We start from the raw sequence: 14,296 nt of genomic DNA on the forward strand, positions 1-14,296 counted from the left end.
GCCATGCGGACCACCGGGCTCCTCATCGTCATCGTCGCGTTGGCGCTGGCCGGGTGCACGGCGCCGCCCCGGCAGAGTTCGCTGACCACCCCGCCGCCCCCTCCGCCGTCCCCCACGACGACGCCCTCGGTGCTCGACTTCCCGCAGCGTCCCCGCGCGTTGCCGCTCGACGCGGTCGACCCGTGCGCGGTGCTCACCGCTGATCAGCGCACGTCGCTGAGCCTCGACAACCCGCCCAGCGCGTACGTCGAGCCGAGCTTCGGCGGTGCGCGGGCGTGCACGATCCGCAGCACGACGAGCGGGAACGTGGCGAGGATCGCACTCGTGCTGGTCTCCGGCGCCGACGTGTGGCTTTCGGAGAACGCCCAGGTCGACTACACGGTGAGCGCGATCGAGGGGTTCACCGCGATTACTGTCCGCACACCTGACGTGAGCAACGCCTGCAACGTCGAGGTGGACGTCGCCGACGGGCAGTTCCTCGACGTGATGTTCCGCGACGGAGGCAATTCCACTGCGGTGCAACAAGATCATCTTTGCCTCGGCGCCCAGCGGGTGGCAGAGGCGGCGATGGCCAGTTTGCTCCAGAAGCGCTGACCCACACGGGCGGATGTCACTGATCGCACTCCACAGCGTTACCTTCAGTGGTTAGAGTGTCGAAGCGCTTGTAGGCACAACCGCCGGAGGTTTCACGATGCCGCCAGGGGGACGTAGCGGGGCAGACACCTCGCCACCCGGCCAGCACCAGTTGAACGTGGAGCCGGAGGCGATTCCCGCGTTGCGCAACACGTTCTCGGCCGCCTTGATCAAACTCGACAAGCAGATCGAGATGGCGATCACCGAGTTCCGCGTGCGCCCGTGGGCAGGCGACCCGGTCAGCGCCGAGGCCGCCGAGAAGTTCAACGACCGTTCGATCGCGGACGGTGACTCGGCGCTGCAGGCGCTGCTGAACTACCAGCGCCAGCTCAAGACCGCGATGGACAACCTCAACCAGATCGAGCGGCAGTACAACGTGGTCGAGGGCGACAACACCGGCATGATGAACAAGAGCGGGTGCTGACGATGAGCGATCACCGCTGGCAGGGCTACAGCCACAAAGAGCTGTACGAACGCATCCACGCGGGTCCCGGCGCCTCGGCGTCGTTCGCGTCGATGGAGCGCTGGCAGGGCGTCTCGTCCGCGCTGTCCGAGATCAACGACGACCTGCACAAGGGCATCTCGCTGTCGGGCGCGAAGTGGCAGGGCCGGGCCGCCGACATGGCGCAGGCCGGCCTGAACCCGATCGCGGCCTGGGCGGACGGCGCCCGCACCGGCGCGGACGTCATGCGCTACTCGGCCGAACTGCAGGCCGGTTACGTCTCGAAGGCCCGCGCGGACATGCCGGCGCCGGTCAAGGTGACCGCCGAGCAGCCCGGCGCCCTCGTCACCGGCCTCACGCACCTCTTCGGCGGCCAGACCGACCACGAGAAGCAGGAGGCGGCCCAGGACGCGGCCGAGCGCCGCGCCCGTGAGGTCATGTCGACCTACGCGTCGTCCACGACGGCGAACACCTCGACGCTCGGCCAGTTCACCCAGCCGCCGCAGCTGCAGATCAGCGGTACCGGCCTCACGCACGGCGGTGGCGCCCAGATCGGCACGGCCGCTGTCTGGGGCCTCGGCCCGAACGGCACGGGTGGCAGCGCGACGCGCGGGCGCACCTCGTCCGGCACGCGCGGTTCCGCCACCGCCCCACCGCCCCGCAGCGGCACGCCCGCACCGGGCACCACCACGCGCAGCTCGGGCTCCGGCACCGGTACCAGCAGCGCGGCTGCGCTGAAGGGCTCGCACACCTCGCTCTCGTCGGCAGGCACCACCGGCACCACCGGTACCAACGGGCCTGGCGGCACGGGCACCGCGGGCATCGGCCTGCCCGGCCAGCGCACGTCCGGCCGTCCTGGCTCGTCCACCGGTTCCGAGGCGAAGCAGATGGAGGACGGCGCGACCGCGGCCTCCGGCGCGGCCGCCATGAACACGGTCATGAACCAGGGCCACGCCGCCGGCGTCTCGAACGCGGGCTCCGCGATGGGCCCGATGGGCACGGTCGGCGCCTCGAACAACGACCAGGTCCACCGCAGGGCCGTACCGATGCCGCAGTCGTTCGACCCGTTCGGCGGCATGGGCCCGCGCAAGGGAGAGGACGAGGAGGACTTGGAGCACAAGGCCGCCGACTACCTCCGCGAGCGCGACGACATCTACGGCGTGGGCAGCTACGCGTTGCCCGTGATCGGGGAGAGCACGACAGACTGATGACTCTGTTCGGCTTGGACGTCGGGGCGAGCGACACGCGCGACCCGGTGGTCATCTCCACGCTGGAGTTCGACGTCCTCTGGGAGCACCTGGGCCTGGAGACGATGCCGCTCGTCCTGAAGGTCCCGTCACCGGGCAAGACCACCGAGGAACGCCGGGCCATCGAGGACCGCGTCTGGCTGCAGCTGGGCGCGCGCGGCCTCGGCGGCCCGCGTTCCCTGGACCCGACCCTCGAAGACCTGCTGCACGTCCTGAACCGCCCGCAGCAGGAGATCGACGCCCGCATGTGGCTGCACGAACGCAGCCTCCGCGTCCTGGCCGCGGGCAAGGGCCAGGCAGGCGTCCTGGCGGTCCTGGACGGCGACCAGCTCATCCTGCGCCCGGCGGAGGCCGACGGCCTGCCCCGCGAGGCCCTGACGGCCCTTCCCACCGCCCCGGCGGGCGAGGGCCACTCCATCACCCTGCCGTCCGCGGACCTGGACGCGGCGGCAGCCTCAGCGAGCACCCCGGAAGAGCTGGAAGAGGCCCTGCGCGGCGCCCTGCGCGCCGACGACGCCCACACCCTGGCCGAAATGGTCCGGGACGCCTCGAACCGGGGCCAGTTCGGCGCCGCGGCCCGCGACAAGTGGGGCAAGCGCGTCCGCCCGGACCGCGTGGTCGCGTTCTACGACACGCCGAAGGGCCGCTACCTGCAGATGCGCCGGGCAGCGGAGGGCCAGGCACCCTGGTCGACCATCACGCCCGTCGACTACCGCCGGATGCACCACCACCTGGTGGAACTGCTGGCGGAGGCCACCGGCTCCTGACCGACCGCGTGGTCGCACACCCCCACGACAGAGCGCACGCGGGGGGGCGTGGTAATGTCGTTGCGTTACGAGGCGCCCCCGGGGGGGGCAAACGGGGCGGGGCGGGAGGGCCCATTGGAACGCCCCCCCCGTCGCAGCCCCCCCCGCGTGCGCTCAAGCGCGACGTCGCGGACGGCAGGCGTCCGCCGGACGGCGTTGCGGAACCACCGGTCAGGTCAGGGCCCGATCCCCTGACAAGGCCGGGTCCGCAGGTCGTTCACGTAGTCGTCAGGCGCCCCGGCGGCCTCGGCGGCGTCCGCGACCACCCCGATGTACCGGGCGGACGGCAGCCCGCCCTCGTAGGCGTCCAGCACGTAGAGCCAGGCGACCACGGACCCCTCCAGGGTCTGCACCCGCAGCCGGATCTTCTTGTAGAGCCCGAGCGCGCCCTCCCACCGGTCCAGCCGCGACTCATCGCGCGGGGACACGTCGTACAGCACGCAGAACGTCTGGTGGTCTGGCTCCTCGACGATCGTCGCGAGGGCGCCCTCCCAGCCGAGGTCCTCGCCACCGAACGTCATGCGCCAACCAACGAGCCAGCCGGTCCCCGCGAGCGGGGAGTACGGGGCTCGCTCCATCATCTGGTTCGGATCCATGTTCGACCCGTACGCGGCATAGAGCGGCACGTCCGACAGCGTAGCGACACGGCGATCAGCTTTAGGTACTGACGACACGGTCGATTCGGTCAACGCGTACGGTTGTGCCGGCCGACAAGCACGCAGAAGGGACTGATCGTGACCCGCATCGTCATCATGGGCGGCGGCCCCGCAGGTTACGAGGCAGCCCTGGTCGCTGCACAGCACGGCGCCGACGTGACCGTCGTCGAGAACGACGGCGCCGGTGGCGCGTGCGTGCTGTACGACTGCGTGCCGTCCAAGACGTTCATCGCCTCCGCGGGCGCTCGCAGTGCCTTCCGCAACGCCGGTGAGCTGGGCATTCAGACTCACAACGAGCAGGCAGCCGTTGATCTGCCAGTCGTACACGGACGGGTGAAGGGCCTGGCTCTGGCCCAGTCCGCGGACGTCCGGGCGCGCCTGCAGCGCGAGGGCGTGCGGCTCATCAACGGGCGCGCGAAGTTCGTCGACGACTCGCGCGGGCTCGCCCAGCACCAGGTCGTGGCGACCGCCGCGAGCGGCGAGGAGGAAGTCCTCAACGCCGATGTGGTGCTGATCGCAACCGGTGCGACCCCGCGCGTGTTGCAGGGCGCCGAGCCCGACGGCAAGCGGGTCCTCACCTGGCGGCAGATCTACGACCTGCCCGAACTGCCCGAACACCTCGCGGTGATCGGTTCCGGCGTCACCGGTGTCGAGTTCGCCAGCGCCTACACCGAGATGGGCGTGAAGGTGACGATGGTCTCGAGCCGGGACCGGGTGCTGCCCCACGAGGACGCCGACGCGGCCGTGGTGCTCGAGGACGTGTTCGCCGAGCGCGGCACGGCCGTCGTCAAGCACGCCCGCGCGGACAAGGTCGAGAACGTCGGCGACGGCGTGCTGATCCACCTGGAAGACGGTCGCACGATCGAGGCGTCGCACGCCCTGATGACCGTCGGCTCGGTGCCGAACACGACCGACATCGGCCTCGACAAGATCGGTATCGAGCTCGGGCGCGGCGGGTACATCCCGGTCGACCGGGTCAGCCGGACCAACGTCAGCGGCGTCTACGCGGCCGGCGACTGCACCGGCGTGTTGCTGCTCGCCTCCGTCGCCGCCATGCAGGGACGCATCGCGATGTGGCACGCGCTGGGCGAGGGCGTCAGCCCGATCAAGCTCAAGACCGTCGCCGCGAACGTCTTCACCAACCCCGAGATCGCCAGCGTCGGCATCAGCCAGCAGGCGATCGACTCGGGTGAGGTGCCCGCGCGCACGATCATGCTGCCGCTCGCCACGAACCCCCGCGCCAAGATGGAGGGTCTGCGCCGCGGCTTCGTGAAGCTGTTCTGCCGCCCGGCCACCGGCGTGGTCATCGGCGGTGTCGTCGTGGCGCCGAACGCGAGCGAGCTCATCCTGCCGATCGCGCTGGCCGTGCAGAACCAGCTCACCGTCGAGCACCTCGCCACGACGTTCTCGGTCTACCCGTCGCTCTCGGGCTCCATCACCGAGGCCGGCCGCCAGCTCATGCGGCACGACGATCTCGATTAAGTAACGCACGGCAACGCTGCCCCGGACACCGACGTGTCCGGGGCATGCGTCCGTTCTGGGGGTTGTTCACAGCGTTGGTGCTGCTGGCCGGTTGCGCCAGGGCTCCCGACGTCACGCTGCCCACCGCGCCGGTTCCGACCCGGCAGACCTCCACCTCACCGTCCTCAGTGGACAGAGGTCTGCCTCCGTCGGAACCGACCGAGGTGCGCATTCCCAAGATCGGCGCGAAGTCCTCTCTCGTCCCGCTGGGACTCAACCCGGACGAGACGATCGAGGTGCCGCCGGTCGAGCAACCGATGCAGGCTGGCTGGTATCGGCTCGCCCGCACACCGGGTGAGGCCGGGCCCGCCGTCATCCTGGGTCACGTCGACGGCGACAAGCAGCCGGGAATCTTCTTCCGTCTCAAGGAACTCACCGAGGGCGACGAGGTCGAGGTGTCCAGAAAGGACGGGACCACGGCGCGGTTCCGCGTGCGTGCGACCGAGCAGATCGCCAAGAGCAGCTTCCCCACCGAGGCCGTCTACGGCGACACCGGCGACCCCGAGCTGCGGCTGATCACCTGCGGGGGTGGCTACGACCAGGCCGCCCGCAGCTACCGGGACAACATCATCGTCTACGCGACGCTGATCTGAGGGAGGGAACAACCACATGAGAAGAGCCCTGACCACCGCGATCGCGTTGTCGGCGACCGTGGCGTTCGCACCGCTCGCGACGGCACAGCAGCAGGAGCCGACGCTGAAGATGGAAGGGACCGTGGCGAACGGCAGGACCATCACCGCGCTGGCCGGCCCCTGCCAGACGTACTCCGCGGTCACGTCGCCCGGACTCGACGGTCCGATCGTGCTCAGCCCGCGCTCGGAGGATCCAGCCAAGGGGTACGGCGTCGGGCGGGTCACCGCCAAGGCGGGCACCTACACGGCGTCCGTCCAGTGCGACGGCAAGACGCTCACCGCCCAGTTCACCGTGCTGCCACTGGTGATCATCTGGTACCTGTCCCCGGAGGAGGTCGAGCCGGGCGGCACGATCACCGCGGGCGGCGACATGCACACCGGCTGCCACACGGCCGGCTCGCTGGAGTCACCCGGTTTCGCGGAGCCGCTGAGGTTCACCCGCGGCGGCAACTTCGGCCGTTTCAGCGGTGACACCAAGGCGATCACCACGCCCGGCACCTACGAGGTCGTCTTCCAGTGCGCGAACCGCCCGGAACGCAGCGTGAAGACGTTCCGGATCCTCGGCACGCCGCCGACCACGACGACACCGCCCACGACCACACCGCCCACCACCACGTCGCCCACCACCACGCCGCCCAAGCCGAAGCCGAAGCCGGTCGTGAAGCCGAAGGGCGCGCCGGAGACGGGTGCCGGCGGCACCGCGCCGTAATGATGATCACGGTTCGGACCTGTCTCGATCGGACGCGCAACTAACCCACGAGATGTGCGTCAATGGGTTCGTGGGGACTCGTGTCTTGATCGCGGTGCTGTGCGTGGCGCTGGCCACCACCGCCTGTTCGCAGGGACCGGCACCGAAACCGTCGGCGGCGACGAGCGACAGCGCTCCGCCGCCGGTGGTGTCACCGCTCGGCAAGTCCGATCCGATGGAACTGCGGATCGAGCGGATCGGCGTGCGGTCGTCGCTGGTCGCGCTCGGCCTCGACCAGCAGGGCGCGGTCCAGATGCCGCCCGCCAACGAGGGCATGCAGGCCGGTTGGTACCAGACACAACCGCAGCAGTGGATCATCGTCGGCCGGATCGAGAGCAACAAGGCCAGAGGCGTCTTCTACCGCCTGAACGACCTGACCGAGGGCGACCTGCTCGAAGTGTCCAAGAAGGACGGTTCGGTCGCCAGGTTCACCGTGACGCGCACCGAACGGATCATCCGCGACGACTTCTTCGCAGAAGCCGTCGCACGCGACAAGGACGAACAGGGCCTACGACTGATCACCTGCGGCACCCGAGACAACGTGATCGTGCACGCGGCCCCAGCCCAGTAAGCCCGCAGGCTCGCGAGGTCTTGCGACCCCGCGAGGTTTCGCGAACTCGCGAGTTTCGCGAGTTCGCGCTGGTCGTCCGTTCGCCTCTTCGTCTCGATTCGGCGGAGCCCAATCGGGGCGAAGCGGCGGACGGACGACCAGCTTCCCGGCGAACTCGCCGCCGCGCCGGAGGCGCGGCCAACAAGCACAGCAACCAGAAGTTCAGTCCTGAACCCAGTCGAAGGTCTTCGTCACGGCCTTCTTCCAGTTCGCGTACTCGGACGCGCGGCGGGACTCGTCCATCTGCGGCTCCCACTGCTTGTCCTGGGCCCAGTTCTCGCGGATCTCGTCCTCGCTCTTCCAGAACCCGACCGCGAGACCGGCCGCGTAGGCGGCACCCAGCGCGGTGGTCTCGGCGACGACCGGCCGGATGACCGGAACGCCGAGGATGTCCGCCTGGAACTGCATCAGCAGCTCGTTCACGACCATGCCGCCGTCGACCTTCAGCGCGGTCAGGTCGACACCCGAGTCGGCGTTCATCGCGTCGAGCACCTCACGGGTCTGGAAGGCCGTCGCCTCCAGCACGGCCCGTGCGAGGTGGCCCTTGTTGACGAACCGGGTCAGGCCGACGATCGCGCCACGGGCGTCGGAACGCCAGTACGGCGCGAACAGGCCGGAGAACGCGGGCACGAAGTACGCGCCGCCGTTGTCCTCCACCGAACGGGCGTGCTCCTCGATCTCGGCCGCCGAGCCGATCATGCCGAGGTTGTCCCGCAGCCACTGCACCAGCGAACCGGTGACCGCGATCGAGCCCTCCAGGGCGTAGACGGGAGCGGCCTCGCCGATCTTGTAGCAGACGGTGGTGAGCAACCCGTTCTCGCTCATCACCTTCTCGGTGCCGGTGTTGAGCAGCATGAAGTTGCCGGTGCCGTAGGTGTTCTTGGCTTCACCGGGCGAGAGGCAGGCCTGGCCGAACGTCGCCGCCTGCTGGTCGCCGAGGATGCCCGCGATCGGCACGCCGGCCAGCGCACCGCGTTCGCGCACCTGGCCGTAGACCTCGGACGACGACCGGATCTCCGGCAGCATCGACATCGGGATGTCCATGTCGGCAGCGATGGACTCGTCCCACCGCAACGTGTCGAGGTCCATCAGCATGGTGCGCGAGGCGTTCGTCGGGTCGGTGACGTGCACGCCTCCGTTGGTGCCGCCCGTCATGTTCCAGAGCACCCACGTGTCCATGTTGCCGAACAGCAGGTCACCGGCCTCGGCCCGGTCCCGCGCGCCCTCGACGTTGTCGAGGATCCAGCGGACCTTGGGTCCGGAGAAGTAGGTGGCCAGGGGCAGGCCGACCTTCTGGCGGTAGCGCTCCTGGCCACCGCCGAGGTTGCCCAGCTCGGTGACGATCTTGTCGGTGCGGGTGTCCTGCCACACGATGGCGTTGTAGACGGGTTCGCCGGTGTTCCTGTCCCACACCAGCGCGGTCTCGCGCTGGTTGGTGATGCCGACCGCGGCGATGTCCGAAGTGGACAGATCGGCCTTCGCGAGCGCGCCGGCGGCGACCTGGCGGGTGTTCTGCCAGACCTCCTTCGGGTCGTGCTCGACCCACCCGGCCTTCGGGAAGATCTGCTCGTGCTCCTTCTGGTCGACCGCCACCACCCGTCCGGCGTGGTCGAAGATCATGCACCGGGTCGACGTCGTGCCCTGGTCGATCGCGGCCACGTACTGCGTCATGCGAGAAGTCCTTTCAGACCGGGAGAACCAGGAAGAGCAACGCGGCCAGCGCGCCACCCACGAGCGGGCCGGCGACCGGAACCCACGAATAGCTCCAGTTGGCGTTGCCCTTGTTGCGGATCGGCATCATGAACGCGTAGGCGATGCGCGGACCGAGGTCGCGCGCCGGGTTGATGGCGTAGCCGGTCGGGCCACCGAGCGACGTACCGATCACCAGCACGACGAACGCGACACCCGCATACCCGAGCGCCGAGTTGCCGAACTGCGGGACCCCGTCGACCGACTCCTTCGCGCCGGGCGACAACAGGATCCAGAGGACGAGCACGAACGTGCCGATGATCTCGGAGACGAGGTTCCACGGCGCGCTCGGCACGGTCGGGCCGGTGGAGAAGATGCCGAGCGTGTTCTGCGGCTCGTCGTGCGTGTCGAACTGCAGCTTGTAGGTGGCCCAGCAGAGCATCGCGCCGACGATGGCGCCGACCATCTGCCCGAGCATGTAAACGGGAACGTCGCCCCACGGCGTCTTGTCCGCGATGGCGAGACCGAGCGTCACGGCGGGGTTGAGGTGCGCCCCGCTGGGGTTGGCGATGCTGGCGCCGGCGAAGACCGCGAAGGCCCAGCCGACGTTGACGAACAGGAAGCCCGTGCTGTTGCCGAGCGTGTTCTTGAGCACCTGGTTCGCGACGACACCGGTGCCCAGGAGGATGAGGACCGCGGTCCCCAGCATCTCCCAGACGAAGATCGAGCCTGCGCTCATCGTCGACCTCCACTCGTTTGCGGCCAGGCAGGACGCGCAAACCCGAGGTCAGGGCCGCGCCGCCCGCCTGCAACGTGCTCGGACGCTATTACCGAGCTGATCAGTTGTCTACGCCGAGTACCTGTCTCAGGCCATTTCCAGGCCGTTCGGTTCTGGCTCGCGCGCCCGTGGGCGGGAGGCGGTCGCTGAAGGTAGCGTGAAGCGAAGTCGTAGCAGGGAGGCGTCTGTCGTGGCCACGCGCAAGAACGCAGCTGCACCACCGCGAACCCATGCCGAGCCGCCGATCACCGGCCGGCTCGGGCCTGCCGAACGCGAGGAAGCCTGGCAGCGGCTGGGGGCCGAGACGTTCGACGTCGTCGTGATCGGCGGCGGTGTCGTCGGCGTCGGCGCGGCGCTCGACGCGGCCACCCGAGGCCTGCGGGTCGCGCTCGTCGAGGCCCGTGACCTGGCGTCCGGCACGTCGAGCCGGTCCTCCAAGCTGTTCCACGGTGGCCTGCGCTACCTGGAGCAGCTCGAGTTCGGCCTGGTGCGCGAGGCACTGCGCGAGCGCGAGCTGATGCTGACGCGCATCGCCCCGCACCTGGTGAAGCCCGTCGCGTTCCTCTACCCGCTGAGCAACCGCGTCTGGGAACGCCCGTACACGGCGGCTGGCCTGTTCCTCTACGACACGATGGGCGGCGCCCGGTCCGTGCCGGGGCAGAAGCACCTCACCCGGGCGGGTGCGCAGCGGCTCGTCCCGGCGTTGAAGCGCGACGCGTTGATCGGTGGCATCCGCTACTACGACGCCCAGGCGGACGACGCCCGGCACACGATGATGGTCGGCCGCACCGCCGCCCACTACGGCGCCGTGGTGCGCACGTCGACCCAGGTCGTCGGGTTCCTGCGCGAGGCGGACCGCGTGTCCGGCGTGCGGGTGCGCGACGTCGAGGACGGGCGTGAGGTCGACGTGCGGGCGCACGCGGTGATCAACGCGACCGGCGTGTGGACGGACGAGCTGCAGCGGCTCTCGGGCTCGCGCGGCCGGTTCCGGGTGCGGGCGTCGAAGGGCGTGCACATCGTCGTTCCGCGCGACCGGATCGTCGCCGAGGCCGGGATGATCCTGCGCACCGAGAAGTCCGTGCTGTTCGTCATCCCGTGGCGCAACCACTGGATCGTCGGCACCACGGACACGGACTGGAACCTCGACCTGGCGCACCCCGCGGCCACCAAGCACGACATCGACTACATCCTCGAACACGTCAACTCGGTGCTCGCGACGCCGCTGACGCACGACGACATCGAGGGCGTCTACGCGGGCCTGCGGCCGTTGCTGGCGGGCGAGTCCGACTCGACGTCGAAGCTCTCCCGCGAGCACGCGGTGGCGCGGGTCTCGCCGGGTCTCGTCGCGATCGCGGGCGGCAAGTACACGACGTACCGGGTGATGGGCGCCGACGCCGTCGACGCGGCACAGGTGGACATGCCGGGCCGGATTCAGCCGTCCATCACCGACAAGGTGCCGCTGGTCGGCGCCGACGGCTACCACGCGCTGGTCAACCAGGCCGACCAGCTGGCGACCAAGCACGGTCTGCACCCGTACCGCGTCCGGCACCTGCTGGACCGCTACGGCTCGCTGGTGCACGAGGTGCTCTCGCTGGCGGTGGACAACCCGGAACTGCTGAAGCCGATCCCGGCCTCCCCCGACTACCTGCAGGTCGAGGCGGTGTACGCGGTCTCGCACGAGGGCGCGATGCACCTGGAGGACGTCCTCACCCGGCGCACCCGCATCTCCATCGAGTACGCCCACCGCGGCGTCGACTCGTCGGAGGCGGTGGCCAGGCTGGTCGCGCCGATCCTCGGGTGGGACGAGGACGCGATCAAGCGCGAGGTCGAGGTCTACAACGCCCGCGTCGAGGCCGAACGCACGTCCCAGACCAAGAAGGACGACCAGGCGGCGGACGCGGTCAGGGCCGCCGCACCGGAGGCACGTCCGCAGTTGACGGAACCCGTGAGCTGACCCGGACAGCACTGTGGCGCGTGCGGATCAGATCCGCACGCGCCACAACACAGCTCAAACCGAGAGGGTTCCGCTCTAGGCGAGAGCAGCCAACGCGGTGTGCACCATGACGCGAACCCCGACGAGGAGCGCGCGCTCGTCGAGGTCGAACGTCGGCTGGTGCAGGTCGCGCTGCTTCTCCTGACCGTTCCACACGCCGAGGCGTGCGAACGAACCAGGCACGTGTTCCAGGTACCAGCCGAAGTCCTCGCCACCGGACGACTGCTCGGTGCCCGCGAGCGCGTCGTCACCCAGTGCGGCCTCGATGCCGGCGCGCAGGATCTGGGTCGACTCGCGGTCGTTGACCACCGGCGGCACGCCGCGGCGGTGGTGCAGGTCGAAGCCGACGCCGGTCGGGGCCAGCAGACCCGTCACGAGGTCCTTGACCAGTGGCTCCAGTTCGGCCCAGATGTCCCGGTCGCCGGTGCGCAGCGTGCCGCGCACCAGGCCGTCCTGCGGGACGGCGTTCGGCGCCTCGCCCGCGTGCACCGCGCCCCACACCAGGACGGTGCCGGAGCGGGGGTCGACGCGGCGCGACAGCATCGTCGGCAGACCGGTGATGAGCGTGCCGAGGGCGTGCACCAGGTCCGCGGTGAGGTGCGGGCGCGAGGTGTGGCCGCCCGGCGAGGAGAGGCGCACTTCCAACAGGTCGGAGGCCGACGTGATGGCGCCGATGCGCGTACCGATGCGGCCGACCTGCAGACGCGGGTCGCAGTGCAGGCCGAAGATCCGCTCCACGCCGTCGAGCCCACCCGCGGCGAGCACGTCGAGCGCGCCACCCGGCATGACCTCCTCCGCGGGCTGGAACACCAGGCGGATGCGGCCCGGCAGCTCCGTCGCCGAGGCGAGGGCCATCGCCGTGCCGAGCAGGACCGTCGTGTGGGCGTCGTGACCGCACGCGTGCGACACACCGTCCACAGTGGATCCGAACGGCAGGCCGGTGTTCTCGTGCAGCGGCAGGGCGTCCATGTCCGCGCGGAGAGCCACGCAGCGGGGGCCGTGGCCGATGTCGCAGATCAGGCCCGTGCCGCCGGGGAGGATGCGCGGCTTGAGGCCGACCTCGCGCAGCAGCTTCGCCACGAGTTCGGTGGTGTTGTACTCGCGCCGGGAGAGCTCGGGGTGGGCGTGGATGTGGCGTCGCCAGGCGACTACGTCGGCGGCGTGCGCCTTCAGCCAGTCGTCGAGCCACGCTGGGCCGCGGCCTTCTCCGAGATCATCCACACCAGACATGCTCACCCCGGTGGGGTCGACGAGCATCTCAGGGGACGTCTTCACAGTTGAGGAACCCGTGGGCCGGGAGTCCAGAACCGTCATGCCGCACCTCCGCGGGCCAGCAGCCGTGCGCGCTGCCGGGAATCGGTGGCTGTCGCGATCGTCGTCCAGGCCATGGCAAGTGCTCCGTCGAGGAGCGCACGGTCGGCCGACGCCGAGGCACAGGCGGTCGCGAACTCTAGTTGGTGGTTCACCGCGTCTCCGCAGTCGATGGCGATGGTCGGGTGGATGGCGGGCAACACTCTGGTGACGTTGCCCATGTCGGTGCTCCCGATCTTCTCCCGCTGTTCCTGTTCTGGCGAGAGCGGTCGTCTGCCCAGCTCGGTGGCCGCACGCCGGTAGGCGTCCGCGAGCCACGGATCGGGAGTCAACTCGGCGTAGATCGGTGAGACCTGCACGACCTCATGGGTGCAGCCGGTCGCGAGCGCACCGGCTGAGAAGCAGTCCCGGATCCGGTTCTCCAGTCGCTGCAGCGATTCCAGGTTCTCCGCCCTCACGTCGAACATCGCCGATGCGCGGGCGGGTATTACGTTCGGCACGGTACCGCCGTTGGTGACGATGCCGCTCACCATCTGGCCGGGCTCGAAGTGCTGCCGCAGCAGACTGATCGACATCTGCGCGATCGTCACCGCGTCCGCGGCGTTGACGCCCAGGTGCGGGGCGGCGGCCGCGTGTGACGGCTTGCCCTTGTAGTGCACCTCGAGGTCGGTGATCGCGAGCGATTTGGCGGCGCACGACTCGTACGGTGCCGGGTGCACCATCATCGAGAGCGAGACGTCGTCGAACACGCCCCGTTCCAGCATCAGCACCTTGCCGCCGCCGACCTCTTCCGCCGGGGTCCCGATCACCTTCACGGTGACACCCAGCTGGTCGGCGATGTCACGCAGCGCGAGTGCCGTGCCGACGGATGCGGCCGCGATGACGTTGTGCCCGCACGCGTGCCCGACTTCGGGCAGAGCGTCGTATTCGGCACAAAGTCCCAGGACGAGCTCGCCGTCGCCGAACGTGGCGACGAACGCGGTGTCGAGGTCCGCCACACCGTGATCGACCTCGAAACCCTCCTTGACCAGCAAAGAGGTGATCTTCTCGACGCTGCGGTGCTCCTCGAAGGCCAGCTCGGGCTCGGCGTGGATCGAGTGCGACAGGTCCAGCAGCGCGTCCGAGTACCGCTCGATGGCCGAGCGTGTGCTGATCTTCAAGTCGGTACCCATTTGCCACCATCCTGCATCACCACTTGTCGGACGCGGTGCGCTGATGATGATCAACCGG

At 69.7% G+C, this 14,296-nt stretch carries 14 protein-coding genes; 9 read left to right on the forward strand and 5 right to left on the reverse strand.

All coding sequences use genetic code 11. The annotated features are described in order from the left end of the window. Positions 1-3: 3 nt before the first annotated feature. From AB0M48_RS18945 to AB0M48_RS18960, 4 genes are all read left to right on the forward strand, one after another. Positions 4-594, forward strand: coding sequence for a DUF3558 domain-containing protein (locus AB0M48_RS18945; RefSeq protein WP_363843331.1), 591 nt, complete (start codon positions 4-6; stop codon positions 592-594). Positions 595-691: 97 nt separating this feature from the next. Continuing rightward, positions 692-1,057 carry a transcriptional regulator gene (locus AB0M48_RS18950; RefSeq protein WP_266039178.1) on the forward strand — a complete coding sequence of 122 codons (366 nt, stop codon included), beginning with the start codon at positions 692-694 and terminating at the stop codon, positions 1,055-1,057. A 2-nt stretch (positions 1,058-1,059) separates the two neighbouring features. Next, positions 1,060-2,283: a PPE domain-containing protein gene (locus tag AB0M48_RS18955; RefSeq protein ID WP_363843335.1), complete on the forward strand. Its 1,224-nt coding sequence runs from the start codon at positions 1,060-1,062 to the stop codon at positions 2,281-2,283. Beyond that, a complete protein-coding gene (locus AB0M48_RS18960; protein ID WP_363843338.1) occupies positions 2,283-3,089 on the forward strand; it encodes an ESX secretion-associated protein EspG in 807 nt (268 codons plus the stop codon). The genes AB0M48_RS18955 and AB0M48_RS18960 overlap by 1 nt, the downstream gene beginning before the upstream one ends. Before the next feature lie 215 nt (positions 3,090-3,304). On the opposite strand, the gene AB0M48_RS18965 is transcribed toward AB0M48_RS18960, so the two are convergent. Next, positions 3,305-3,754: a gamma-glutamylcyclotransferase family protein gene (locus AB0M48_RS18965; RefSeq protein WP_030478530.1), complete on the reverse strand. Its 450-nt coding sequence runs from the start codon at positions 3,752-3,754 to the stop codon at positions 3,305-3,307. Between the two features lie 108 nt (positions 3,755-3,862). Here AB0M48_RS18965 and AB0M48_RS18970 point away from each other — a divergent pair, with 108 nt between their 5' ends. The 4 genes from AB0M48_RS18970 to AB0M48_RS18985 all read left to right on the forward strand — a co-directional run bounded on the left by AB0M48_RS18970 (position 3,863) and on the right by AB0M48_RS18985 (position 7,256). Then, positions 3,863-5,266, forward strand: a complete 1,404-nt coding sequence (locus AB0M48_RS18970; protein ID WP_363843342.1) for an NAD(P)H-quinone dehydrogenase — start codon at positions 3,863-3,865, stop codon at positions 5,264-5,266. Between the two features lie 44 nt (positions 5,267-5,310). Next, on the forward strand, positions 5,311-5,898 hold the full coding sequence (locus AB0M48_RS18975) for a class F sortase (protein WP_363843345.1): 588 nt from the start codon (positions 5,311-5,313) through the stop codon (positions 5,896-5,898). Positions 5,899-5,914: 16 nt separating this feature from the next. Then, the gene (locus AB0M48_RS18980; protein ID WP_363843348.1) at positions 5,915-6,646 is read left to right on the forward strand and encodes a hypothetical protein; all 732 of its coding nucleotides are present in this window, start codon (positions 5,915-5,917) and stop codon (positions 6,644-6,646) included. Between the two features lie 70 nt (positions 6,647-6,716). Further along, positions 6,717-7,256 (forward strand): sortase, encoded by a 540-nt coding sequence (locus AB0M48_RS18985; RefSeq protein ID WP_363843351.1) that lies wholly within the window; start codon positions 6,717-6,719, stop codon positions 7,254-7,256. A 201-nt stretch (positions 7,257-7,457) separates the two neighbouring features. On the opposite strand, the gene glpK is transcribed toward AB0M48_RS18985, so the two are convergent. Together glpK and AB0M48_RS18995 are read right to left on the reverse strand one after the other, a co-directional pair. After that, the gene (gene glpK, locus AB0M48_RS18990; RefSeq protein WP_363843354.1) at positions 7,458-8,966 is read right to left on the reverse strand and encodes a glycerol kinase GlpK; all 1,509 of its coding nucleotides are present in this window, start codon (positions 8,964-8,966) and stop codon (positions 7,458-7,460) included. 13 nt (positions 8,967-8,979) lie between these two features. Next, complete coding sequence (locus AB0M48_RS18995; RefSeq protein WP_363843357.1) at positions 8,980-9,723, reverse strand: MIP/aquaporin family protein; 744 nt, start codon at positions 9,721-9,723, stop codon at positions 8,980-8,982. 283 nt (positions 9,724-10,006) lie between these two features. Here AB0M48_RS18995 and AB0M48_RS19000 point away from each other — a divergent pair, with 283 nt between their 5' ends. Further along, positions 10,007-11,716: a glycerol-3-phosphate dehydrogenase/oxidase gene (locus tag AB0M48_RS19000; protein WP_363843979.1), complete on the forward strand. Its 1,710-nt coding sequence runs from the start codon at positions 10,007-10,009 to the stop codon at positions 11,714-11,716. 75 nt (positions 11,717-11,791) lie between these two features. Here the strand turns inward: AB0M48_RS19000 and AB0M48_RS19005 are convergent, their stop codons facing one another. Together AB0M48_RS19005 and AB0M48_RS19010 are read right to left on the reverse strand one after the other, a co-directional pair. Continuing rightward, positions 11,792-13,069 (reverse strand): M20 family metallopeptidase, encoded by a 1,278-nt coding sequence (locus tag AB0M48_RS19005; protein ID WP_363843360.1) that lies wholly within the window; start codon positions 13,067-13,069, stop codon positions 11,792-11,794. Beyond that, complete coding sequence (locus tag AB0M48_RS19010) at positions 13,066-14,238, reverse strand: M20 family metallopeptidase (RefSeq protein WP_363843362.1); 1,173 nt, start codon at positions 14,236-14,238, stop codon at positions 13,066-13,068. The genes AB0M48_RS19005 and AB0M48_RS19010 overlap by 4 nt, the downstream gene beginning before the upstream one ends. Between the last annotated feature and the right edge of the window lie 58 nt (positions 14,239-14,296).

Origin of the sequence: Lentzea sp. NPDC051208, from assembly GCF_040682435.1 — a bacterium.
Taxonomy (GTDB): domain Bacteria; phylum Actinomycetota; class Actinomycetes; order Mycobacteriales; family Pseudonocardiaceae; genus Lentzea; species Lentzea kristufekii.